We start from the raw sequence: 20,717 nt of genomic DNA, 5'->3' as shown, positions 1-20,717 counted from the left end.
TCACTACTAGTATCAGAGATCGACTGGTACCTGTCCAGCAGGATTCGCCCATTTCGGCGCCGTACCTCTAGCCCAATTTCGATTAGGAGGGGATTACCACGCTGCCGAACGTCACCATCGACCCCGACCTCGCCCGGCAGGTCCCCTTTCTCACGCTCGCCGCCATCCACATCGAGGGGGTGGAGAACGGGCCCGCCACCGAAGCCCTGCAGGCGCTGGTCGACGCGACGGTCGTCCAGACCAGGACGGCGCTGAAGCTGGAGGAGATCAGCCAGCTGCCGGCCGTGGCCGGCTGGCGGAAGGTGCTCAAGGCCCTGGGCACCGACCCCTCCCGCTACCGGGTCTCCTCGGAGCGGCTGCTGCGGCGCATCGTGAAGGGCGACGACCTGCCCCGGGTCAACCTGATGGTCGACCTGGTCAACGCCTGGTCGGTGGCCACGGGGCTGCCGATCGGGCTCTACGACGCGGACCGGCTGGAAGGCACCGCCGTCAGCTTCGGGCGCGGGCGGGAGGGCGAGCGCTACCTGACGCTGGCCGGCACGGAGCTGGAGACCCAGGGCAAGCCCGTGCTGCGGGACGCAGCCGGCCCCTGCGGCTCGCCGCTCACCGACTCGGCCCGAACGGCCACCGGTGCGGGAACCCGCCGCTGCCTGGCGGTGGTGTTCGGCCCGCCGCTCTTCGACAGCGAGGAGTTTGACCGGCACCTGGACCTGCTCTGCAACTGGGTGGGGCACTTCACCACCGGCAGGGTGGTGGGGCGGTCCCGCACCGGGTCGTAGCCGCCACACCGGCGTCCAAAGTGACAGGGCCCGCAGGCAGCGTTGCCTGCGGGCCCCCTCGTCACCCGCCCGCCACGGGCGGGAAGATCGCCAGGTCGACCCCGTGGGAGATGGGCGTCGCCAGCCCCTCCAGGTCGCGGATCGACCGACCGGCGATGAAGACCTGCACGTGCGGCAGCAGCGCGCCCCCGTCCGGGCTGAGCAGGTGGCCCTCCAGCCCGGGGCACTGCGCCACCAGGCGCCGCAGCACCACACCCACCGGCTCCCCTGGCGCCGCCGGCACCTCCACCCGCGCCGCCCCGGCCAGCGCTCGCAGCGTCGCGTAGAGCCGAACCTGCACCGCTCAGATGATCTCCAGTTCCCGCAGCTTCTCCTCGGGGACAACCCCGTTCTTCCAGCCGCGGGCCTCGTAGTACTCCGCGAGCATCTGGTCCAGCTCCGAGACCTGGCCGGCGCTGCCGCCCGTGGCCGGCTGGGTCAGGAACCGCTTCGGAAGGTAGTCGCTGCCCTCGCCCAGCCCGGCGAGGTTGTTGTAGTACCGCTCGAGGTTGTAGATGCGCTCGCCGGTCCGCATCACGTCCTCGGCGGTGAAGGGCACGCCGGTGACCGCGCTGTAGGCCATCGCGTACTCCTCCGCCCCCAGCGAGAAGGCCGAGAACTTGCAGAGGTCCATGGAGTCGGAGAAGGCGTGGAGGTCCTGGAAGGTCTTCAGCAGCGCACCCTTGCCCTCCGGGGCCAGGCGGTCGGTCTGCATCGGGATGCCGGCGATCTCCGAGGCCACCGTATACCCCCGCAGGTGGCAGGCGCCGCGGTTGGAGGTGGCGTAGCCGAGGCCGATGCCCTTGATGCCCCGCGGATCGTAGGCCGGGATGGCCTGGCCCTTCACCGAGTTGGCCAGGTCGGGTCGGCCGAACGAGACGGCGGCACCGTAGGCCCCGCGGCCCAGCGCCTTGCCCAGCTCCCCCTCGGCCCGGGCGATGAGGCCCGTGACCTCGATCATGCGCTCGGCGTCGCCCCAGGCGATGCCCTCCGCCACCAGGCCCAGCTCGGTGGCCTCCATGGTGGTGGAGAGCACGTTGCCCAGCTCGATGGTATCCAGGCCGTAGTCATTGCAGAGGTCGAGGAGTCTGGCCACCGCGCCCGCGTCGGTCAGGCCGCAGTTGACGCCCAGCGCCCAGGCCGTCTCGTACTCGAACGACTCGGTGCGGACGCCGGCGTACGGCCCCTCCTTGATCTCCACGAACTTCTTGCAGGCGACCGGGCAGGCGTGGCAGGTGGGCTCCTCCACCAGGTACTGCGCCCGGATCGCCTCGCCCGAGATCGCCTCGGCGTTCGGGTGGAAGGTCTCCTTGCCGTTGAAGGCGGGCAGCGCCCCCACTTCGTTGATGATGTTCATGAGCACGTTGGTGCCGTAGAGCGAGAGCCCGCCCTTGCGCGGCGCGGTCAGCGCGCCCTCCATGATCGCCTTCAGCCCGGCCTTCCGGGCCTCCTCGAAGGCATCCTTCCGGTCGTCGGCCGGCTTCCACTGGTCCTTGATGTCGCCGATGGCCACGACCGCCTTCAGCTTCTTGGAGCCCATCACCGCGCCGGTGCCGCCGCGGCCGGCCGCCCGGTCATTCTCGTTGAGGATCGCGGCATAGCGCACCATGTTCTCGCCGGCGGGCCCGATGGCCATCACCGAGACGTTCTTACCGCCGTGTCGCTCCTGCAGGATGCGGACCGTCTCCCGGACGCCCTTGCCCCACAGGTCGGACGCGTCGGCCAGGCGCACGGTGCCGCCCTCGCAGATCGCGTAGACGGGAGCAGCCGCCGCGCCGCGGAACAGGAGCCCGTCGAAGCCGGCCCAGCGCAGGCGCGCCGCGGACCAGCCGCCCATGTGCGAGTCCGTCACCCCGCCGGTCAGCGGCGACTTGGTACAGACCGCCAGCCGGCCGGACATGTTGATCGCGCTGCCGGTCGCCGGGCCGTTCATGAAGCAGAGCAGGTTCTCCGGCGACAGGGGATCGACCGCGGGCCCGTTGTCGAACACGTACTTCACCCCGAGCCCGCGGGCGCCGATATACTTGCGCGCCGCCTCCGGATCGATGCCCTCGTACTGGATCGTTCCTGTGGTCAGGTCAATCCGCGCGATCCTGTTGGCAAACCCGGTCAGAGTCATGCTGAGCCACCCCTCCCAGCATCTTATTTCCACAGAATATTCGGGGTCTCGCCTGTATTCCCTCTTTGTGAAGGGGTGGACGATCGCGGCCTCCGGCAACCACGCAGATCGCCCCCGGCCTCAGCCGGGGGCGACATGCGCTAATCGTCAAATCGCCAAATCCAGAAGCGTTCCAGCTGCCGGTCCCGCCGCATCCGCTCCGCCTGTTCGGGATCGCCCTCGGCCCGCGAGAGCATCAGCTGGCTCTGAGACCGGTGGGCACGGATGGCGGCCAGCTTGGTCTCCCAGACCGGCGCGGTGTCGACCACCAGATCCGGCTCGCCCAGCACCGCCGACGCCTTGCCGAAGGCCCGGGTGTGCACCGGAGGACGCTCCTCGGGGGGCAGCTGAGCCACGGCCCGCACGGTCGCCCTCCCAAGCGCCATGTGGTCGGGGTGCACGCTGTAGTCGGGGTGGTAGGTGATGATCAGCGACGGGCGGATCTCCAGGATGATATCCCGCAGGCGGGCGGCCAGCTCGTCCTGATCGACGAACTCCACGGTCTTGTCGCGCAAGCCCAGGAAGCGGAGGTCGGTGATGCCCAGGATGCGGCACGCCTCCCGCAGCTCCTGCTCCCGCAGCTGCGGCAGGCTCTCGCGCGTGGCGAAGGGCGGGCGCCCCATGTTCCGCCCCATCTCGCCCTTCGTCCCGCACACGTAGGTAACGGGAACCCCCCGTTGGGCGTAGAGGGCGATGGTGCCGCCTACCGCGAAGGTCTCGTCGTCCGGGTGAGGCATGATGACCAGCACGTGTTCCTTCATCGCGCTCACCTCCTACCCGGGGAAGGGCGTGTGACTCAACTCGAGGGCGATGGCCAGCCGCCCCTCCGCATCGTGGCCGGCCAGCAGGAGCCGGCCCTCGCCGTCGACCTCCCAGTCGGTGAGGCCCTCGGCGTAGGTCCAGCCGCCGTCGGCCTCCAGCTGCAGCCCGACCCGGTACGGGCCGCCGCCGGTAACCATCGCCCGGGTGAAGCGCACCCTGGCGTTGCGGATGAAGGCGCAGACAGACATGGCGTTCACGCCGCTGAACTCGGCGGCGTAGGCGCCGTTGGTCGTCTCCAGGTGCAGGTAGACGTCTCGGCCGACAAAGTCTTGCAGCCGCTGCTGCACTGCCGCGCGATCGATGGGCTCCATGGCTTAGCCTCCAGGTTCCGGTCAGAATGCCCCGCCTCTCCGGCGGGGGCTGCGGTACTCCTATTTTAGACGCCCTGTCCCGGTTGTGGCGATACGCTGTTTCCGGTTGACAGCGGGGGCCGGGCGCGCGTATGATAGTGAAACCTAAACTGAAAAAGGCGATGATAGGAAGAGTAGTCATCTGCGGCGGCTTTCAGAGAGCCGGGGGTACGGTGCGACCCCGGCGCCGTGCGGTGGCGAACGCCACCTGGAGCCGAAGCGGCCAACGCACCCCGGTGTGCCAGTAACCGCTTCCGGGTGGGCGCACGTTACGCGCCGAGAGGCGCTGCCGGTCCGGCCGGACGGCAGCGTGAATCAGGGTGGTACCACGAGCCATCGTCCCTGTGCGGACGATGGCTTTTTTTGTTCAAGCAAACTCGCCGGGAAGGAAGATATGCGCCATGAGGTCCTTCGTCAACCGTCAGGTGGCGGCGCTGCCCCCCTCGGGCATCCGCCGGTTCTTCGACCTGATTGCCAGCAGCACGGACATCATCTCGCTGGGCGTCGGCGAGCCCGACTTCAGCACCCCGTGGCACATCCGCGCGGCCGCGATCCGCTCTCTGGAGCGGGGGCGCACTTCCTACACATCCAACTGGGGACTTCTCGAGCTCCGCCAGGCCATCCGGGACCACCTGGAGGCGTGGCAGGGCCTCACCTACGACCCCGAGGGGGAGATCCTCGTCACCGTCGGCGTGGCTGAGGCCATCGACCTCGCCCTGCGGGCGGTGGTGGAGCCGGGCGACGAGGTGCTGATTCCCGAGCCCTGCTTCGTCTCGTACGCCCCCTGCGCCGTGCTGGCCGGCGGGAGGCCTGTCGCGGTGCCCCTGCGGGCCGCGGAGGGGTTCAAGCTCACCCCTGAACGGCTCCTGGAACATATCACGAGCCGGAGCAAGGTGCTGATGCTCGCCTTCCCGGCCAACCCCACCGGGGCCGTCATGAACGCGGCCGAGCTGGCCGCGGTCGCCCGCATCGCCGTCGAGCACGACCTGCTGGTCATCTCCGACGAGATCTACGGCGAGATGACCTACGAGGGCGAGCACCGCTCCATCGCGGCGATGCCCGGCATGCGCGAGCGGACAGTCCTTCTGAACGGCGTCTCAAAGGCCTACGCCATGACCGGATGGCGCATCGGGTACGCCTGCGGTCCCCGCGACGTGTTGGCGGCCATGGTGAAGATCCACCAGTACACCATCATGTGCCCACCGATCACGGGACAGATCGCCGCGATCGAGGCCCTGCGGCACGGCTCAGCCGAGCGGGAGCGGATGGTGGCGGAGTACGACCGGCGCCGGCGGCTGATGGTCGACGGCTTCCGGCGCATCGGCCTCCCCTGCGTGGAGCCCAAAGGAGCCTTCTACATCTTCCCCTCGGTGGCGGAGACCGGGCTGGACGACACGACCTTCGCCGTGCGGCTGCTGGAGGAGGAGAAGGTGGCTGTCGTTCCGGGCTCTGCTTTCGGCGCCGCCGGGGCCGGCCACGTCCGCTGTACCTACGCGGCCCCCATCGAGCAGCTCGCCGAGGCCCTCCGGCGACTCGACCGCTTCGTCGCCCGACTGCACGAGAGCCGTCCCCGCGCCATGGCCCGCTGAGCGGCATAAAGCGACCCCCGCCCTGCCGGGCGGGGGGATCGCTTACTGGTTCTGCCTCACCGCAAGGTCGGCGGGCGTCCTTCTCGGCCGCATGAACCCGTGGAAGACGATCGGCTGCGGCTCCGGCGGTGCGGGAGCAGGCGCTTCCGGCTGCACGGGAGCGGACTCCACCTGTAGCCCTGCACCAACGGGCGCCGGCGGCTCCTCGGCCGCCGGCAGCGGCTCGGGCTGCACCGCCTCCGGCTGCGCAGGTTCGGGGCTCAGAGGCACCTCCGCCTCCGGCAACGACGTGGGCGGCGATGGGTCGGCCCCTGCTTCCTCCTGCTGTGGGGGGAACGTGCCCTGCGGCGCCCCGGGCTCGGGCTCCGGCGCGGGCCGAACCGGTTCGGGCTCTGCGGGAACGGTCGTCTGCGGAACCTCGGCCCGCCGCAGCGGCGCAAGTCGCACGTCCGCCTCCTCGTCAGCGCCCGAGAGGTTCTTGCCCACGAATCGCCCGCCGGCGTCGATGATCAGGCGGCGACAGGACGCGTCGCCGAACAGCTGGCCGCCGTTGCCGATCCGCAGGGTGCCGGAGACGGCCACGTCTCCGTGAACCTCGCCCCGCAGGAAGAGTTCGTCGGCCTGCACGGGCCCGGTGCAGACCCCGCCGGGGGCGACCACCAGGCTCCCGCGGTGGACGACCTCGCCGATCACGAACCCGCGGATCTCCAATGTGCCGCGGGAGTGCAGCGGGCCGCGGATCTCTGTGTCCCGGTCAATGATGGTGTGCGGTTGGGAGACAGGCTTGCGTCGCCAGCCGAACATGGCGCCTCACAACCCTCAGCGAGATTGCGGATTCACCGGGGTCCGGTCTGTCCAGGGTGCGCCGCCCGTGCCGTAGATGTAGTGCGCCCACGCGAGGTAGCCGCGGCTGTTGGCCGTCAGCGGGTCTGCGATCAGGCTGGCCTGCGGGAACTGCGGCACCAGGTACCGCTGGAGGGCGTGGCCGCCGCCGCCCGTCACCCACAGCTGGTCGTAGTCCGCCACCTGCCAGGTGGAGCGGATCTCCACCAGCACCTTGGTGGCCAGCTGTGCGAAGGCCTGCTCCCGCAGCCCGGTGATGTCCACCCTCCGGCCGCTGACGCTGATCTCGCCGGAGATGACCGCCTCGTCCAGCGCGTGGTTCTCCCGCTCGACGCCGTAGTCGCGCAGCAGGCTGGCGGCGATGGCCCCGTAGGCGGAGGCCAGGCCGGTGGGAATCGTGCGGCTGTGCTCCGGCACGTACTCACCGCCCTCCACCGTCACCAGGTCGGTGGTGCGGAAGCCCACGTCGATGATGCCGATGCGGCCGTCGGGCACCGGCTGATGCTCGGGCAGCCGGCCGCGCGGATCCAGCACCTGGGACCAGTACGTGCCCAGGGGCTGCGGGACCACCGTCGCCCGTTCGACGCGCAGATAGAGCTCCTCTGGGTTCCCGGCCCGGTACCGGACCACCCGGTGGTCGCCCTTCACGCTGCGCACGAACTCGTCGGAGAGGTGCATCCGCCCGGGAGGCAGGCCGGTGACGACCGAGAATGTGGTGTTGGGCTCGTGGGCGAAGAGGCTGAGCGCTGCCAGGAAGAGGACCAGCAGGTCGTTGCCCTCCGCGCGCGTGGTGGAGAGCGACCGGTACGCCATGCGGGACTGGCGCACCGCCAGCGTCCCGACGTGGTAGACCTGGTCTCCTACCTTGATGCGCAAGTTATCCGTGGGGTCCGATTCCTGAGTGGCCAGTCGCAGGGGCTGGTACGGGCTCCCGTCGCCGACGACGCTCGGAAAGAGGAAGCCTTCCCTGCCGTCCGTAGCCTTGATGAATCCGTAGCCGAGATCTACTCCGATAAGCCGTTCCATCGACTGCCCCCCTTGATGTTCACACACCGGTCTGGCGGACTTCTCGTGGAGAGGGACGCACTTCAAGATTGGAAAATTACTACCAATAAACATACCCTACCTGACCTAAAATGTAAAGGTACGGCGCGAGGTTTGGCGTGATCCGGCGAGTTGCGCGTTGCGTGCGGTGAACGGTGGCAGACAGCCGACAACCGGCAGGACCGGCCCGGCTTCCGGCGCGCCGCGCAACCAGACAGCCTAGAGCGACATTTCATCGCCAAAAGGCCATACCCCGGGACTCCCCCTGGTATTCTAAGGTCAGAGCGTACGGGCCAATGCAGAGGCGCCCGCGGGAAGGGGGACTGTTTCGGTGTCAACCTTTGAGGCGAATTGGGAAGTGGGACTGGTGACGGCTGAAGCGGTCCACGGCATCGGGTTCGCCATGGAGCTGCAGCTGGAGGACGCCGAGGACGCCGCAGGGCGCACCGTTGCGTGCGAAAGGGTCGACGCGGCGGACTGATCGCCAGGTACAAACGAGAACGGAGCCGAGTCAGGGGGACACCCCGGCTCGGCTCTTCTGCGTATCCCTGCCTTCGCAGGCACGTAAACATAGGGTGCTCTACAGTTGAAGGGGGGATTCCACTGAACGACCGGACACCTGCATCCCTCGGCCGGCGGTACCTGCAGCGAGCGCTGCTCCTCCGGCCGCTCTACCAGGCCGTCTGCGCACTGGTGCCTCCCGATGGACAGCCCCTGGCCCGGCAGGCCCTGGAGTTGCACATGCGGGAGGTCGAGCTCCTGCAGGGCGCCTCTGCTGGTCCGGTGGAGGCGACCCCCGGGCCCGAGGTGCCTGACGACCCGGCTGTGCTGGTAGCCGAGTTGGCCGAGCTGGCAGAACAGGCGGCGACCGAATACGAGGTGGGCGCCGGACAGGGGCAACATGCCTTCGAAGCCGTGGCGCCGGTGTCGGCCGAGAAATCGGCGGTCCTGCGGGAGATCGCCCAGCGGATGGAGTTGCGGCCCGGACAGAGCGACTACACCCTCGAGCCGGGCTATGCGATGGAGCGCGTCGTCTCGGGCCTGACCTATCCTACCAGCGTGCTCTTTGACGGCGAGGGCGGCGTCTACGTGGTCGAGGGAGGCTTTACCTACGGCCCGGCAAAGGGCCCGGCCCGGGTGCTGAAGGTCGACGGACAACGCCTGACTGTGGTGGTCGACGGACTGCAGGGCCCGGTCTCAGGAGCCCTCTGGCACCAGGGAACGCTGTACGTCGCCGAGGGGGGCGCGCCGGGACGCATCTCGCGGGTGGTGCCCGGACAGGGGCGAACCACGCTGGTTTCCGGCCTGCGCACCTTCGGCGATCACTACGGCAGCGAGCTGGCGCTGAGCCCAGACGGCTACCTGTACTTCGGCGTGGGCACGGCGACCAACAGCGGTGTGGTCGGCTTCGACAACTACATCCTCGGCTGGCTCGTGCAGCACCCTCATGAGCACGACGTGCCCGCTCGGGCCATCCGTCTGGCGGGCGACAACTACTGGGACCTGAACTGGCTGGCCGGCGACCCGCGCCGGGACCAGGCCTGGACGGGGGCCTTCAAACCCTTCGGCACGCCGGCCCGGGCGGGGGAGGTCATCCGCGGCCGGCTGATGGCCAACGGCGCCCTCTACCGGGTACGGCTGGACGGCTCAGGGCTGGAGGTGGTTGCGGACGGGTTCCGCAACGTGTTTGGGCTCCGGTTCAGCCCGGACGGCCGCCTGCTGGCACTCAACCACGGCTTTGACGGCCGCGGCCTCCGGCCCATCGAGGGGGACTGGGACAGCCTCTGGGAGGTCGTGAAGGGCGGATGGTACGGCTGGCCGGACTTCGCCAGCGGCCTGCCCGTCACGGCCCCGCGCTTCCGCCCGCGGGGTCAGCCGCAGCTCCGCTTTGCACTGCTCGAACATCCGCCGCTGGCCGGCCAGCCACTGCTGCGTCTGGCTCCCCACAGTGCGAGCATGAAGTTCGACTTCGCCCCCCGGGAGTTCGGCTTCGCCGGCCAGTTGTTCATCGCCCAGTTCGGGCCCGGAGGGCCCATGACGATGGATCCCCGCGCCGCCGGAGCGACGCCCGGGTTCCGGGTGGTACGGGCAAACCCCGCCAGCGGGCAGGTGCGTGACTTCTACGTGAACCGGCGTCCGGGAACGGGCGGCAACTGGCCCGAGCGGCCCATAGACGTCAAGTTCTGCCCCCGCGACCGGTGCCTCTACCTGGTGGACTTCGGCGTGCTGGAGGCGGTACCGGGGCACTTCATCCCCCATGCGGGATCCGGCTCGCTGTGGCGGATCCGCAGGGCATAGCCGCGCCGCCGGACTAGCGTGACGGGCCGCGGCCGGCCCAGCTCTCCAGGCCCGGACGGGTGCGCCGGACCAGCAGGCGGGCGAGCGGCATGCAGAGAGCCGACCAGACGAGCGCGAAGCAGCCGCAGGCGATCAGGGCAGCGGGCAGGCCCAGCCTGGTCAGGTTCGGCCCGAGAGCGGGAAAACCGACCCCCCAGGTGAGCAGGGCCATGCCGCCGAACAGGGTGATAGCCGGCAGGAGAGGCCCCTTCCACCCGGAGTGCCCGCGCCGGACCGCCACGCCGAGGGCGACCCCGAAAGGGCCGTTGGTCAGGCCGAAGATCCAGCCCTCCTCCGGCTGGAAGAGGCCGCAGAGGAGGGCGGCCGCGGGCAGGGCCAGCGCGGCGGTTCCCGGATCCGCCGCTGCGGCCACAGCCATCGGCAGGCAGGCCAGGATCGCGAGCGCAAATCCCACCGGTTGCCCCAGCCAGATCGGGGCCGTCTGGAGCAGCACAGCCAGTCCAACCATGATGCCGGAAAGGAGCAGGGCGCGCAGCCGCATGGAGGGCCCTCCCTCCCGTTTTGCGCCATGTTATGCAGCCTGACCCCCGCTTCGTACCTTCACGGTTTCTTCACACCTCCCTGTAACACTTGAAACAGGGAGGGACGGCCGTGGAGATCCTGTCCGCGCTTTCGTACGAGTGGTACCTGATGCTGAGCAGGCTGAGCAGCGCCCTGTCATCGCCCATCGAGGGCCTGCTGGGCGCGCAGGACATCCCCGGGCTGTCGGCCCTGCTGCTCGGCCTCCTCGGCGGCCTGGCTCCCTGTCAGGTCTCCGCGAACGCCGGCGCCATCGCCTACGTCTCCCAGTCGGATCCCCGCAGGCACCCGCTCTGGGCGTCGGTCGGCGCCTTCGTGCTGGGCAAGGCCATGGTCTACGCCCTCCTGGGCTCCCTGGCGGTAATGCTGGGCTGGCGCCTGCCCGCCCCCGCCATGGTCTTCCTGCGCAGGCTGTCGGGGCCACTGCTCGTGGCGATGGCGCTCTTCCTGCTGGGCTGGATCTTCTGGCAGGGCACCCTCGGCGCGGGGATCGCCGAGCGGTTGCAGGCGCGGCTGCCCCGCTGGCTCTCCCCCGCCTTCGGCCTGGGGGCGGCCTTCGCACTGAGCTTCTGCCCGACCATGGCGATGATCTTCTTCGGCTGGCTGGTGCCCCTGCTGCTGCAGGCGCGGGCGGGTCTGCTCCTCGCGGTCATCTTCGCCGCGGGAACCGCCGTGCCTGTCCTCCTGTGGGCCAGTGCGCTCTCGCTGGGGCGGAGCACGGCGCGCGCCGGACTCCGGGGCCTGCGGCGGGCCGACCGCTACGTGCGGAGGATCGCCGGTGCGGTGCTCCTCATGCTCGGACTCAACGACGTCCTGCTCTACTGGTTCATGTAACCGCAGGCCCGGGCCCCCGTGGCCCGGGCCTCTCTGTCTAGTCCGAAAGCGCCATTCTGGTACTCGCCCGTCCCGCGCGGCGGAGATCTTCACACTTTCTCCACATTCAGCCGACAGACTGAACGTGAAGCCCACGGAGAATGGGGGATCAGAGATGGCTGTGACGCAGGCGACCTCACAACGGAAGCGGCCCGCACGGCGGCGGACGGCTCTTGCCCTGCTGCTGGTAGCGCTGGTGACCGTGGCTGCGGGCTGCGCTTCGGGGCAGTCCCCGAAGAACTCGGCCGCGCAGAACGTGACGACGTTTCCTGAAGGGTTTCCCGAGGCGCCCGACTGGTACGCGGGCGTCGTGAAGCCGATGAAGGAGGCCTACCTCCTCGCGGCGCACCACCAGGAGGCGCTTCAGCACATCCCCTGCTACTGCGGCTGCGGCAACTTCCACCGCGACAACTTCGCGTGCTACTTCCAGCGGGACGGCAGCGACAGGGTGACCGCCTTCGACCAGCACGCGAGCGGCTGTCAGATCTGCGTGGACGTCACGCGCGACGTGGTGGCCGGGCTCGAGGCCGGCAAGTCCGTCACGCAGATCCGCCAGGAGGTCGACAAGAAGTACCAGGCCCGGGGTCTCCAGCCGACCCCCACACCGATGCCCCCGCCAGACCTGTAGCAAGGCAGCGGGCACCCGGAACCGGGTGCCCGTCTCTCATTCCCGCGTGCGGGGCAGCCGGAACCAGAAGGTCGAGCCCTCGCCCTGCCGGGACTCGGCGCCCACGTGACCCCCGTGCGCCCGGACGATGGACCGGACCACCGCCAGCCCGAGCCCCCGGCCCCCCTGGCGCCGTCCGAAGAAGCGGTCGAACACGTGGGGGAGCAGGTCCGGGGCGATTCCCTCGCCCGTGTCCCGCACCCGCACCGTCACCGCGTCCACCCCCGCCTCTGCGGTCACCCGGATCTCGCCTCCCGCGGGCGTATAGCGCAGGGCGTTGTCCAGCAGGTTGAAGACCACCTGCTGGATCCGGCCGCCGTCGGCGGGCACGGGCGGCAGTGGCTGCGGCAGGTCTATGGCGAGCCGCACTCCTTTCTCCTCCGCGCGCGGCCGCACGGTGAGGGCCGCCTGCTCGACCGGCACCCGCAGGTCCAACGGGATCAGCTCGAAGGCCATCCCGCCCTCGCCCATCTGCGCGAGGTCCATCAGGTCGTCCACCAGGCGGCCCACGCGGATGGACTCGTCCAGCACGATCTGCTGGTAGCGCCGCACCTCGGCCGGATCCGTCACGATCCCCTCGGCCAGCGCCTGCGTGTAACCGCGGATGTACGAGAGCGGGGTGCGCAGCTCGTGGGCCACGTTGGCGAGGAACTCCCTCCGGTTGCTCTCGTACGTCTCCAGCTGCGCCGCCATCCGGTTGATGGCCTGGCCGAGCCGACCGATCTCATCCGTGCTGTCCACCGCCACCCGCACCGAGAAGTCGCCCGTGGCGATCGACCGGGTGGCCCTCTCCATCGCCAGCACGGGTCGGGTGAGGCTCCGCGCCATCACCAGGGCGAGCCCGGTCCCCAGGAGGAGCGTGATCCCGCTGGCGAGCCACAGGTAGCGCCGGGCGAGCTGCAGGGACTGCCGGAGCGGGTCGGCCGGGGCGAGCAGCAGCACGCCCCCGCCGCCCCCGGAGATCGGGACCCCGGTCACGATGAAGGTTCGCCCCTCGGGCGTCTGCAGCTGTCCCGTGAAGGTGCGGCCTGCGATCACCGCCTGCACCGTCCCCTCCGGCGGTACGACCGCCGAGGCGCCAACGAACTCCAGGGGGCGCCCGGCCTCGTCCAGCACCACGACCTCGCCGCCGACCATCTCGGCCATCATCGGCGCGGCCACGATCGCCCCCTCATCCGCCGCGAGCATGTCGGCCAGCTGGCGGCTGTGGTAGAGAAGCGGCTCGGTCACCTGCGTGGCGTAGAACCGCTCGAGCACCTGGTCCAGGGCGTACTCCAGGGGGATCAGCACGAAGAGCAGCAGGAGCGAAAGCGAGAGCCAAAGCTTGCCCACCAGGTTAAGGTTGCGCATCGGCCACCTCCACGAGCCTGTAGCCGACGCCCCAGACAGTGGCGATCATCCCGGCCCCCTCGCCCAGCTTCTCCCGCAGGTTCTTGATGTGGGTGTCCACCGTGCGGGTGTCGCCCGCGTAGTCGGGCCCCCAGATCCGGTCCAGCAGCTTCTCCCGTGAGAAGGCCTGTCCCGGGTGGGCAGCCAGCAGCGCCAGCAGGTCAAACTCCTTCGGGGTCAGGGCTAGCGTGCGGCCCGCGTACGCGGCCGTGCGGTCGGCCGGCCGGATCGTCAGGCTGCCCCGGCGGATCGGCGCGCTGGCCTCCACCTGCCCGCTGGATCGGCGCAGCACCGCCTGCACCCTGGCCGCCAGCTCCCTCCCGTCGAAGGGCTTGGCGATGTAGTCGTCCGCGCCCATGCGGAGGCCATGCACCCGGTCCGGCACATCCCCCCGCGCCGTCAGCATGATGACGGGTATGGAGGTCTCCTCCCGGATGCGCTTCAGGGTCTCCCAGCCGTCCAGGTTGGGCATCATCACGTCCAGCAGCACCAGGTCGGGCCCGATGGCCTGCACCGCCCGCAGGGCGGCCAGGCCGTCCTCCGCCTCGTGCACGTCGCACTCGGCCGCCAGATAGAGCCGGATCAGCTCCCGCATGCGCGGCTCGTCGTCCACCACCAGGACAGTGGGCCGCTTCACTGCCGCCACCTCCCTCGCTTCCTCCCCAGCGTAACGGGTAACTGGGCGCAGATCGTTCGCCGCCATGGGCGCCCGAGTCAACCTGCAGACCCGGCCGCACCCATTCCGGTAACTTCTTTGGGCAGACCCTGGCCGTGTTCCTCCGTGTCAACCGTCCCGTGATGTACATCGACCGGCATCGACCGCCCTGTACACGACAACGGAGCAGTGCACACGCTGCGGCAGCAGGGATGCGCGGATCCGCCTCGTATCCTATCGGCGGGGGCTTCGGCGATCTACTCCGGAGCTCACACCGAAGGGGGGGCAGGATGAGGGCCAGTCCCGCACATGGCACCGCACGGATCGTGGGGCAGGTGACGCAGCTCCGCCGGTATCCCGTCAAGTCCATGCTGGGCGAAGAGGTGCGCGCAGCCGAGGTGACGTCCCGGGGGATTCTCGGCGACCGGGCGTACGCGCTGGTCGATCGGGAGACGGGGAGGGTGGCCAGCGCCAAGCGGCCGCATCTGTGGCGCAGGCTGCTGGCCTGCGCGGCGGAGATGCTGCCCGCCGGGGCGGCCGCGGACGGGCGGCCGGCGGTCAGGATTGCGCTCCCGGACGGGCGCGCGTTCCGGAACACGGAGCCGGGTCTCGAAGAGGCGCTGTCAGAACTCCTGGGACGCCGTGTCTCGCTGGTTGCGGAACCGCCCGCGGAGGCTCAGCTCGAGCGTGCTGACCCCGAAGAGGTGTTGCTGAAGGGGACCGCCGCCGACGTGCCGTTCTCGGTCGGGCCGCTGGGTGCCGGCTCGCCGGCCGGAACCTTTTTCGACTTCGCACCGGTCCACCTGATCACGACGGCGACGCTGTCCCGCCTGGCCGCGTGGAGCCGTCGAGGCAAGGCTGAGGCGGTACGCTTTCGGCCAAACATAGTCGTCGATACGGCACCGGCGAGAGACGCCTTCCTGGAGAACGAGTGGGTGGGCAGTGTGCTTCAGGTTGGTGCCGATGTGTTGCTGCGCGTGGTTGTACCAACCCCGCGCTGCGCCGTGCCCACGCTGGCCCACGGCGACCTGCCGGACGACCCGGAGCCCTTGCGGGTTGCCGCCCAGCATAACCGCGTACCCATTCCCGGGTTGGGGCCCCTGCCCTGTGTGGGCATCTACGCCCAGGTGGTGCGCCCGGGACGGGTCAGCGAGGGGGATCCGGTGTACCTCCTCCCCGGCTGAGAAGCACGCTCGACAACCCTGTTAAGGTATGGGAAGTGAGAGAGCGCGCATGGCAGGACCGAAGATGCGGCCCACGAATGCAGGCGTCGCACCGTTCCTTCAGGCTGTGCCCAACAGGACGCGGTGAGAAGGCAGCTTCTTGGTCCTCGAGAGATGATGTGGCGGGTGATTGGGGAAGAGTCACAGTGACCCGTGTGCCGCCACACCAAGGGCGCTCGGATACTGTTGCCAGTATCCGAGCGCCGCAGTCTGCGGTCAGCTGGCGCAGCCGTCAGGCTGGTCAGGCGGAGCTCCCTCCAAGCGGCTCGTCCGCCCTGCTCGCAGGGCCGACCGGCGGCCCTGCCCTGTCTGGACCGGCTGCCGAAGCCATGCGGAGAGCGCCTCGAGCTCCTGCTCCAGCGCGGCGGCGACCGCACCATCGACGGGGGCAAACAGTTCGGGGGTCACCCTGTGTCCCTGGGCCCGCCAGGTGCCGATCACCCGGCCGCGGCTGAGGATCACTGCGGCGACGTCGGCAGCCTGGCGGAAGACCGCCTTGTAGTGCGCCTCGTCGAGGTAGAACTTCTCCTTGTGCGCCAGGAGGTAGGGGTCGAACTTCGGGAGCAGGCGCACGACGCCCACATCGCCCGGGGGCTGATCGTCCTCCCGCGCCCGGACCAGCCACCCGTCCCGCACCTCCACCCGGCCCTTCAGGCGGGCCAGGGCCTCCCGTGCCCGCTTCGCGGTGACGCCGCTCCAGTGGACGAAATCCTGGAGCCTGGCGGGGCTGTAGGCGAGCAAGTACCGCTCCAGCAGGGCGGCAAGGATGTCGTCCGGGTCCTTGTTCAGTTCCGGAATGCCCACCCAGTCCTCGGTCCGCACAAACTGAACCTCACCGTCCCGCTCGGGGCCATAGACGACCTTCCCGGCGTAGGCCAGGTCCTTGAGGACGCCTCCCCACGAGGAGAAGAGGTACGCCACCCACTCGTCCCTACAGTCGAGGATCTCCTGTGCACCGGCCAGGAGCTCGGCCCGGGTGGCCGGCCCCCGCGCCAGGATCTGCAGGCAGGCCTCGGCGGCATCCGCCCGCTGCTGCCGGGTGACGTGGTTGTCGAGATACTTGCTCCATCGCGCCTCCCACTCGGGCCGGAGCGCCTGCCAGAACAGGGGCAGGTCTTCCGCGGGAACGACGTGCAGGGTACCCCGCACGGTCCAGGTCCGAACCAGCCGCCGCGTCTGCTCCAGTTCGTGCCGGACGTCGTCCGGCCCGACGTCGGCGAGCCTCGCCCTCGCCGCGAGCCCGGGCGTGGTGGGAAGCTGGCTCTGGATCCCCACCAGATGGCGGGCCAGTGCGACGACGTCGCAGGCCTTCCGCTCCCTCCCCAGCCATTGGCGGTCCGCGTAGACGGCACACCGATCAACACCGGCACAACTCATCCCGCTTCACCCCTCCGGGTCGGTTCCCGAATGCACCTGGAATCCGCGCAACGCACTTACTTTCCAGACTCGCGGATGGCCCAACGGGTTCCACCGCAGTGGGCAGTCGGTGTCAGTCCATGCTCAGCACCGGGCGTACCTCGGTCGTCGTCGTGTACAGGAACAGACCGCTCTCCATGATCGCTTCCTGGATGACGTGCGCGTTCGGCGCGTCCAGCACGATGTAGCTGACATGGGCAGGCGGATCCGCCCACTTCCCGACGGTCGCGACCCCGTGCTTGTCAAGGAGGTCCTGCATCTTGTTGAAGCATGGATGAACGGCCTCGTTTTCCGGACGGCCAGGGCAGGACTCAGGGCTGTGGCGCATGATCACCAGATGGCGCACGGGCATTCCCCTTTTAGTCATGTCTGACCAGGTGTGGATCGGGCTGGCACCGGGCGACAGTCTCACGGTCCCTCACTTAACCATTTCTCTCCAAGGGTGCTTGCAGCCATACCCTCGTTGAAGTAGTCGTCTTGCGAGACCGGAGCAGTCTTCCAGACACCTCGGTTCCCGGCAGGGCGGCAGATCGTCCGCGAACCGGCGCGAATTTCTCAACTCCAGGAGCATCGGGGGGGAATGCCGGCATGTCTGCTGATCGTGCGAAGGTCATGGTTCTGGGTACTTATCACATGTCAAACCCGAATCTTGACCACGTGAAGACGGAATACCAGGACGTACTGGTTGAACGGTATCAGAAACAGATCCAGGATGTGGTAACGCGGCTGCTGCGGTACCGGCCTACGCACGTGGCCGTTGAGGTTGAGCCCGGTCAGGTGCACGCGTGGCAAGAGCAGTACGCCCAGTATCGGGCTGGCCGCCTCGAACTGGGGCGAAACGAGATCTACCAACTGGGTTTCCGCCTGGCCCGCGAGATGGGGCATCCCCGCATCTATGGCATCGACTACAGACTGGACCTGAACTTCGAGGCTGCCTTGTCAACTGCGAGGAATCTCGGCATGACCCGTTTCTTGTCCGCGTTCGAGCGCGTCACTCGTGACGTGCATGAAGCGCAGCAGCACGCTGAATCCGAAGGCGGCGTACTGGGGCTGCTGCGCTACCTCAACTCAGCCCGGCATGACGCCCTGCACGCCGTGTACCTGCAGCTCGCCGTGGTGGGGGCGGGCCGATCGTACGTTGGGACAAACCTCGTCGCAGATTGGTATAAGCGGAATCTCTACATGTTCGCCCACATCGCCAGCCTCGCCGAGCGCGGTTCGGACCGGATCCTGGTGCTGGTGGGTGCGGGCCATCGCCCCCTGCTCAAACAGTTCATCATGGATTCCCCCGACCTCGACTACGTTGATCCCCTTCCCTATCTGGAGTAGCGGCGCAGAAAGCGGGGTGGGGTCGATCACCTGCGTGATGGACCCCAGCCCCCAATCATACGCAACGGTCGGCACCGATCCGTCTACCGTGGCGAACGGTTGCTCAGCTGCCGCTTTATCTCCTCCAGCGTCCAGGAAATCTTGATGATGCCGGCCAGGACCAATACCATCCACGCGATTGTCAGTACCTCGACCACAGTACCGCCTCCATCCTCAGCCTATACGCAATGGTCGAGCCCCAGTGCCGGAAACCACACCGAGGGGTGCGCTCCCCTCCTCACAACTCCTTGCGCAGCACCAGCCGGTCCGCGTCGGGGCCGTAGAAGGCCGCGTCAACCCGCCAGTCCTTGAATCCCAGCCTGCGGTAGAAGGCGCGGGTACCGGCATAGGGGGCGTAGTCGACGGTGTCCGCCAGGGTGGAGACCTGAAGCACGGCGACGCCAACCTGTCGGCAACGGTCTTCCAGGGCCTCGACCAACCGCCGCCCCAGCCCGCGACCCTGAAACGCCGGGGTTACACCCAGCCAGGTGATCTCAGCCAGCCTGGGTTCGGGTGCGTCAGGTGACCGGAGCCACGTCGCGAAGCCAACGACCTCTTCGCTTGCACCACTGTTGTCAACGGCTACAAGCCCCTGATGGGTCCCAAAGTCCCTGGCCATTTCCCGGAGCCCCTGCTCGTTGAACCACTCGGGGAGGGATCGGGCCACTGCGAGCATCGCTTCGTAGTCTGACCTGGTCGCATCGCGAATCTGGATCATCCTCTGAGCCTCCAATTGGGTCGAGGTGCGTCTACCCGGCGGCCGGTGGTTCCGGCCACCGCCAGGACACGGTGACCTCTTCCAAATGGTTTCTGTGGCCAGGGGAGAACCCCTCTCTCGGTAGTTTAAATTATTGCGACTGGTTTGTTCGACCCGTTGAAAGTTTCCACTGCGCCCGGCCCCGGTCTCCCTGGAACTGGTCTTGTGTAAGCGGCAGTGATAAAATCCCCAAAAGCAGCAAGATAAATTTCCCCACCCCTGTAACATATCAGGCATCTCAACCTGGCCAGTTGGGCGTGCCTGTACGATGTCAGGGAGTGGGGAAACCTTGCAAATCAGGGAGATGTACTCGGACGGGGTGTCAATCTCCGAGAGCGCCCGCCGTACCGGACGGGATCGTAAGACCATCCGCAAGTGATTGACTGCCAAGGCTTTGCCTAAGCCGGTCAAGCGCGAGCGTTCCAGCATGTTGGACCCGTTCAAGCCCGTCATTCTGCAGCCGATGCAGAAGGGCGTCACGAACGCTTCACAGATGCTCTTTCTGCTCCAGCAACGGGGATTCAAGGGCAAGATCCGGATCGTCCGGGCCTTCATGGCGCCCTATCGGCCCATGGCCGCAGCGTCGGCCACCATTCGGTTTGAGACAGCGCCCGGGAAGCAGGCACAGGTAGACTGGGCTGACTTCGGCTACATCGAGGCGGAGTGACGGCACTGGGGTGGCGTGTCCGTCCATGCTCAACACCGGACGGACCTCGGTCGCCATGTACAGTAACAGGCTTCTCCGGTTTCGCGGGCTGTCGTGATCCGTGTAGGGACGATACCCCACCAGGTCTGAGAGAGAATGCACCGGGGGGCCGGGCCGGTCGCCTGGTCATCCGCCACGGCCGCCAAGCCCTCCGTTTGAGTCGAGCGACCCCATGTGCCCTTCGTGCGCGATCATGGAGGCCTGCAGTAACAGGAGGGGAACAGACGATGAAAATCGATGTGCCAGAAGACGTCAGGCGGCAGTTGGATGCCTGCGTTGAGGTCATCAGAAGCCGCGTCCCCGGACTGGTCGCCATCTACCTGCATGGCTCGATCTGTCTCGGCGAGTTTGTGCCAGGGAAGTCAGACATCGACCTGCTGGTAATCTGCAGTGAGCCGATGGATGCCGGATGCAGGGCGTCATTCGCCGACGCGCTGCTGGAGGTACACCGCAAGCCCTGCAAGCTGGAACTCTCCGTGATCATGGAGGATGACCTGAGATCGACACCGGTCATGTGCCAGTTTCACTTCAGCGAGCTGTGGGCGGGGCGATACGCCGCACATGACGAGTCCAATCCGCTGCTGCACGGCCCGTTTCCGGATGACGACATCCCGAGCTACATACGGCTTGTCCGGCAGCAGGGGATCGTGCTGTACGGCAGTCCCCCCGACGGCGTGCTGCCGGTGATTACCGACGAGCAGTTCCGGCAGGCGATCGCGGCGGACATCGATGCGTTTGCGTTCGAGGCCTACGGGATGTTTGACTCCAACATCCTCACCCTGGCTCGCATACTCTCGTTTATCCGGACAGGGAAGATCATGACCAAGGTGCAGGGAGCGCGGTGGGCCATGGCGCAGTATCCCCGGTTCAGACCGCTGCTGGAGCAGGCCGTCGACGCCTACCTCAATGACGTTCACCGCCCGTATAATGATGTGCAACTGAGCGAATACAAGGCGTTTCTGACGGAGGAGATCAGGCGCGGGTTGGGGGACACCCCATGACGCCGGTTCCTAACCCGCCCCCGCTAGGACCAAGGATTCTCGTCACGCCCGGGCTCTCCCGCGCTAGCTAGGAGCCTGTCTGAGTAAGCCAGTTCTGTAGGAGCAAAAGGGTTCGGTGTCCAATGTCTTCAGCATGAGCAAGAAGACGTATCGACCGTATG

Annotated in this window: 21 protein-coding genes; 9 read left to right on the top strand and 12 right to left on the bottom strand. The window is 68.2% G+C overall.

What is annotated here, in order from left to right; all coding sequences use genetic code 11:
* Window positions 1-179 precede the first annotated feature (179 nt).
* Window positions 180-779, top strand: coding sequence for a B3/B4 domain-containing protein (locus J2Z79_RS13885; protein WP_209467490.1), 600 nt, complete (start codon window positions 180-182; stop codon window positions 777-779).
* 61 nt (window positions 780-840) lie between these two features.
* Here the strand turns inward: J2Z79_RS13885 and J2Z79_RS13880 are convergent, their stop codons facing one another.
* The 4 genes from J2Z79_RS13880 to J2Z79_RS13865 form a co-directional block, all read right to left on the bottom strand.
* Window positions 841-1,119, bottom strand: a complete 279-nt coding sequence (locus J2Z79_RS13880; RefSeq protein WP_209467489.1) for a ubiquitin-like small modifier protein 1 — start codon at window positions 1,117-1,119, stop codon at window positions 841-843.
* 3 nt (window positions 1,120-1,122) lie between these two features.
* The gene (locus tag J2Z79_RS13875) at window positions 1,123-2,937 is read right to left on the bottom strand and encodes an aldehyde ferredoxin oxidoreductase family protein (protein ID WP_209467488.1); all 1,815 of its coding nucleotides are present in this window, start codon (window positions 2,935-2,937) and stop codon (window positions 1,123-1,125) included.
* Between the two features lie 140 nt (window positions 2,938-3,077).
* Window positions 3,078-3,737, bottom strand: a complete 660-nt coding sequence (gene bshB2, locus J2Z79_RS13870) for a bacillithiol biosynthesis deacetylase BshB2 (RefSeq protein WP_209467487.1) — start codon at window positions 3,735-3,737, stop codon at window positions 3,078-3,080.
* A gap of 12 nt (window positions 3,738-3,749) precedes the next feature.
* The gene (locus tag J2Z79_RS13865) at window positions 3,750-4,109 is read right to left on the bottom strand and encodes a YojF family protein (RefSeq protein WP_209467486.1); all 360 of its coding nucleotides are present in this window, start codon (window positions 4,107-4,109) and stop codon (window positions 3,750-3,752) included.
* A 440-nt stretch (window positions 4,110-4,549) separates the two neighbouring features.
* Here J2Z79_RS13865 and J2Z79_RS13860 point away from each other — a divergent pair, with 440 nt between their 5' ends.
* Window positions 4,550-5,737 carry an aminotransferase class I/II-fold pyridoxal phosphate-dependent enzyme gene (locus J2Z79_RS13860; RefSeq protein ID WP_209467485.1) on the top strand — a complete coding sequence of 396 codons (1,188 nt, stop codon included), beginning with the start codon at window positions 4,550-4,552 and terminating at the stop codon, window positions 5,735-5,737.
* 42 nt (window positions 5,738-5,779) lie between these two features.
* On the opposite strand, the gene J2Z79_RS13855 is transcribed toward J2Z79_RS13860, so the two are convergent.
* Window positions 5,780-6,541 carry a bactofilin family protein gene (locus tag J2Z79_RS13855; RefSeq protein WP_209467484.1) on the bottom strand — a complete coding sequence of 254 codons (762 nt, stop codon included), beginning with the start codon at window positions 6,539-6,541 and terminating at the stop codon, window positions 5,780-5,782.
* Between the two features lie 15 nt (window positions 6,542-6,556).
* A complete protein-coding gene (locus J2Z79_RS13850; protein WP_209467483.1) occupies window positions 6,557-7,606 on the bottom strand; it encodes a ParM/StbA family protein in 1,050 nt (349 codons plus the stop codon).
* 753 nt (window positions 7,607-8,359) lie between these two features.
* Between J2Z79_RS13850 and J2Z79_RS13845 the strand changes: the two genes are divergently transcribed.
* Window positions 8,360-9,922, top strand: coding sequence for a PQQ-dependent sugar dehydrogenase (locus J2Z79_RS13845; protein WP_209467482.1), 1,563 nt, complete (start codon window positions 8,360-8,362; stop codon window positions 9,920-9,922).
* 13 nt (window positions 9,923-9,935) lie between these two features.
* Here the strand turns inward: J2Z79_RS13845 and J2Z79_RS13840 are convergent, their stop codons facing one another.
* On the bottom strand, window positions 9,936-10,463 hold the full coding sequence (locus J2Z79_RS13840) for a hypothetical protein (protein WP_209467481.1): 528 nt from the start codon (window positions 10,461-10,463) through the stop codon (window positions 9,936-9,938).
* A gap of 110 nt (window positions 10,464-10,573) precedes the next feature.
* Between J2Z79_RS13840 and J2Z79_RS13835 the strand changes: the two genes are divergently transcribed.
* A complete protein-coding gene (locus J2Z79_RS13835) occupies window positions 10,574-11,335 on the top strand; it encodes an urease accessory protein UreH domain-containing protein (protein WP_209467480.1) in 762 nt (253 codons plus the stop codon).
* A 154-nt stretch (window positions 11,336-11,489) separates the two neighbouring features.
* Entirely contained in the window at window positions 11,490-12,002 is a 513-nt protein-coding gene (locus J2Z79_RS13830; protein WP_209467479.1) for a PCYCGC motif-containing (lipo)protein, read from the top strand.
* A 36-nt stretch (window positions 12,003-12,038) separates the two neighbouring features.
* Here the strand turns inward: J2Z79_RS13830 and J2Z79_RS13825 are convergent, their stop codons facing one another.
* Entirely contained in the window at window positions 12,039-13,391 is a 1,353-nt protein-coding gene (locus J2Z79_RS13825; protein WP_209467478.1) for a sensor histidine kinase, read from the bottom strand.
* Window positions 13,378-14,076, bottom strand: coding sequence for a response regulator transcription factor (locus tag J2Z79_RS13820; protein ID WP_342589496.1), 699 nt, complete (start codon window positions 14,074-14,076; stop codon window positions 13,378-13,380). The genes J2Z79_RS13825 and J2Z79_RS13820 overlap by 14 nt, the downstream gene beginning before the upstream one ends.
* 299 nt (window positions 14,077-14,375) lie before the next feature.
* Here J2Z79_RS13820 and J2Z79_RS13815 point away from each other — a divergent pair, with 299 nt between their 5' ends.
* A complete protein-coding gene (locus tag J2Z79_RS13815) occupies window positions 14,376-15,269 on the top strand; it encodes an MOSC domain-containing protein (protein ID WP_209467476.1) in 894 nt (297 codons plus the stop codon).
* Window positions 15,270-15,524: 255 nt separating this feature from the next.
* Here the strand turns inward: J2Z79_RS13815 and J2Z79_RS13810 are convergent, their stop codons facing one another.
* Window positions 15,525-16,685, bottom strand: coding sequence for a winged helix DNA-binding domain-containing protein (locus tag J2Z79_RS13810; RefSeq protein WP_209467475.1), 1,161 nt, complete (start codon window positions 16,683-16,685; stop codon window positions 15,525-15,527).
* Between the two features lie 112 nt (window positions 16,686-16,797).
* Window positions 16,798-17,070, bottom strand: coding sequence for a DUF3303 family protein (locus tag J2Z79_RS13805; RefSeq protein WP_209467474.1), 273 nt, complete (start codon window positions 17,068-17,070; stop codon window positions 16,798-16,800).
* Window positions 17,071-17,312: 242 nt separating this feature from the next.
* On the opposite strand from J2Z79_RS13805, the gene J2Z79_RS13800 reads away from it, so the two are divergent.
* The gene (locus J2Z79_RS13800) at window positions 17,313-18,053 is read left to right on the top strand and encodes a DUF5694 domain-containing protein (RefSeq protein ID WP_209467473.1); all 741 of its coding nucleotides are present in this window, start codon (window positions 17,313-17,315) and stop codon (window positions 18,051-18,053) included.
* Window positions 18,054-18,330: 277 nt separating this feature from the next.
* Here J2Z79_RS13800 and J2Z79_RS13795 read toward each other — a convergent pair whose 3' ends face one another.
* Entirely contained in the window at window positions 18,331-18,810 is a 480-nt protein-coding gene (locus J2Z79_RS13795) for a GNAT family N-acetyltransferase (RefSeq protein ID WP_209467472.1), read from the bottom strand.
* Window positions 18,811-19,276: 466 nt separating this feature from the next.
* Here J2Z79_RS13795 and J2Z79_RS13790 point away from each other — a divergent pair, with 466 nt between their 5' ends.
* Window positions 19,277-19,516, top strand: coding sequence for a hypothetical protein (locus tag J2Z79_RS13790; RefSeq protein WP_209467471.1), 240 nt, complete (start codon window positions 19,277-19,279; stop codon window positions 19,514-19,516).
* A gap of 266 nt (window positions 19,517-19,782) precedes the next feature.
* Window positions 19,783-20,556: an aminoglycoside adenylyltransferase domain-containing protein gene (locus tag J2Z79_RS13785; protein ID WP_209467470.1), complete on the top strand. Its 774-nt coding sequence runs from the start codon at window positions 19,783-19,785 to the stop codon at window positions 20,554-20,556.
* The last annotated feature ends 161 nt before the right edge of the window (window positions 20,557-20,717 follow it).

Origin of the sequence: Symbiobacterium terraclitae, from assembly GCF_017874315.1 — a bacterium.
Classification (GTDB): Bacteria; Bacillota; Sulfobacillia; order Symbiobacteriales; family Symbiobacteriaceae; genus Symbiobacterium; species Symbiobacterium terraclitae.
Note: the sequence above shows the minus strand (reverse complement) of the source record. Positions and strands in the feature narration are given on the sequence as shown.

Coding starts and splice junctions, on each gene's coding strand:
- J2Z79_RS13875 (WP_209467488.1), bottom strand. CDS start 2,937: ATGACTCTGACCGGGTTTGCCAACAGGATCGCGCGGATTGACCTGACC.
- bshB2 (WP_209467487.1), bottom strand. CDS start 3,737: ATGAAGGAACACGTGCTGGTCATCATGCCTCACCCGGACGACGAGACC.
- J2Z79_RS13865 (WP_209467486.1), bottom strand. CDS start 4,109: ATGGAGCCCATCGATCGCGCGGCAGTGCAGCAGCGGCTGCAAGACTTT.
- J2Z79_RS13860 (WP_209467485.1), top strand. CDS start 4,550: ATGAGGTCCTTCGTCAACCGTCAGGTGGCGGCGCTGCCCCCCTCGGGC.
- J2Z79_RS13855 (WP_209467484.1), bottom strand. CDS start 6,541: ATGTTCGGCTGGCGACGCAAGCCTGTCTCCCAACCGCACACCATCATT.
- J2Z79_RS13850 (WP_209467483.1), bottom strand. CDS start 7,606: ATGGAACGGCTTATCGGAGTAGATCTCGGCTACGGATTCATCAAGGCT.
- J2Z79_RS13840 (WP_209467481.1), bottom strand. CDS start 10,463: ATGCGGCTGCGCGCCCTGCTCCTTTCCGGCATCATGGTTGGACTGGCT.
- J2Z79_RS13830 (WP_209467479.1), top strand. CDS start 11,490: ATGGCTGTGACGCAGGCGACCTCACAACGGAAGCGGCCCGCACGGCGG.
- J2Z79_RS13825 (WP_209467478.1), bottom strand. CDS start 13,391: ATGCGCAACCTTAACCTGGTGGGCAAGCTTTGGCTCTCGCTTTCGCTC.
- J2Z79_RS13815 (WP_209467476.1), top strand. CDS start 14,376: ATGAGGGCCAGTCCCGCACATGGCACCGCACGGATCGTGGGGCAGGTG.
- J2Z79_RS13810 (WP_209467475.1), bottom strand. CDS start 16,685: ATGAGTTGTGCCGGTGTTGATCGGTGTGCCGTCTACGCGGACCGCCAA.
- J2Z79_RS13800 (WP_209467473.1), top strand. CDS start 17,313: ATGTCTGCTGATCGTGCGAAGGTCATGGTTCTGGGTACTTATCACATG.
- J2Z79_RS13795 (WP_209467472.1), bottom strand. CDS start 18,810: ATGATCCAGATTCGCGATGCGACCAGGTCAGACTACGAAGCGATGCTC.
- J2Z79_RS13790 (WP_209467471.1), top strand. CDS start 19,277: ATGTTGGACCCGTTCAAGCCCGTCATTCTGCAGCCGATGCAGAAGGGC.
- J2Z79_RS13785 (WP_209467470.1), top strand. CDS start 19,783: ATGAAAATCGATGTGCCAGAAGACGTCAGGCGGCAGTTGGATGCCTGC.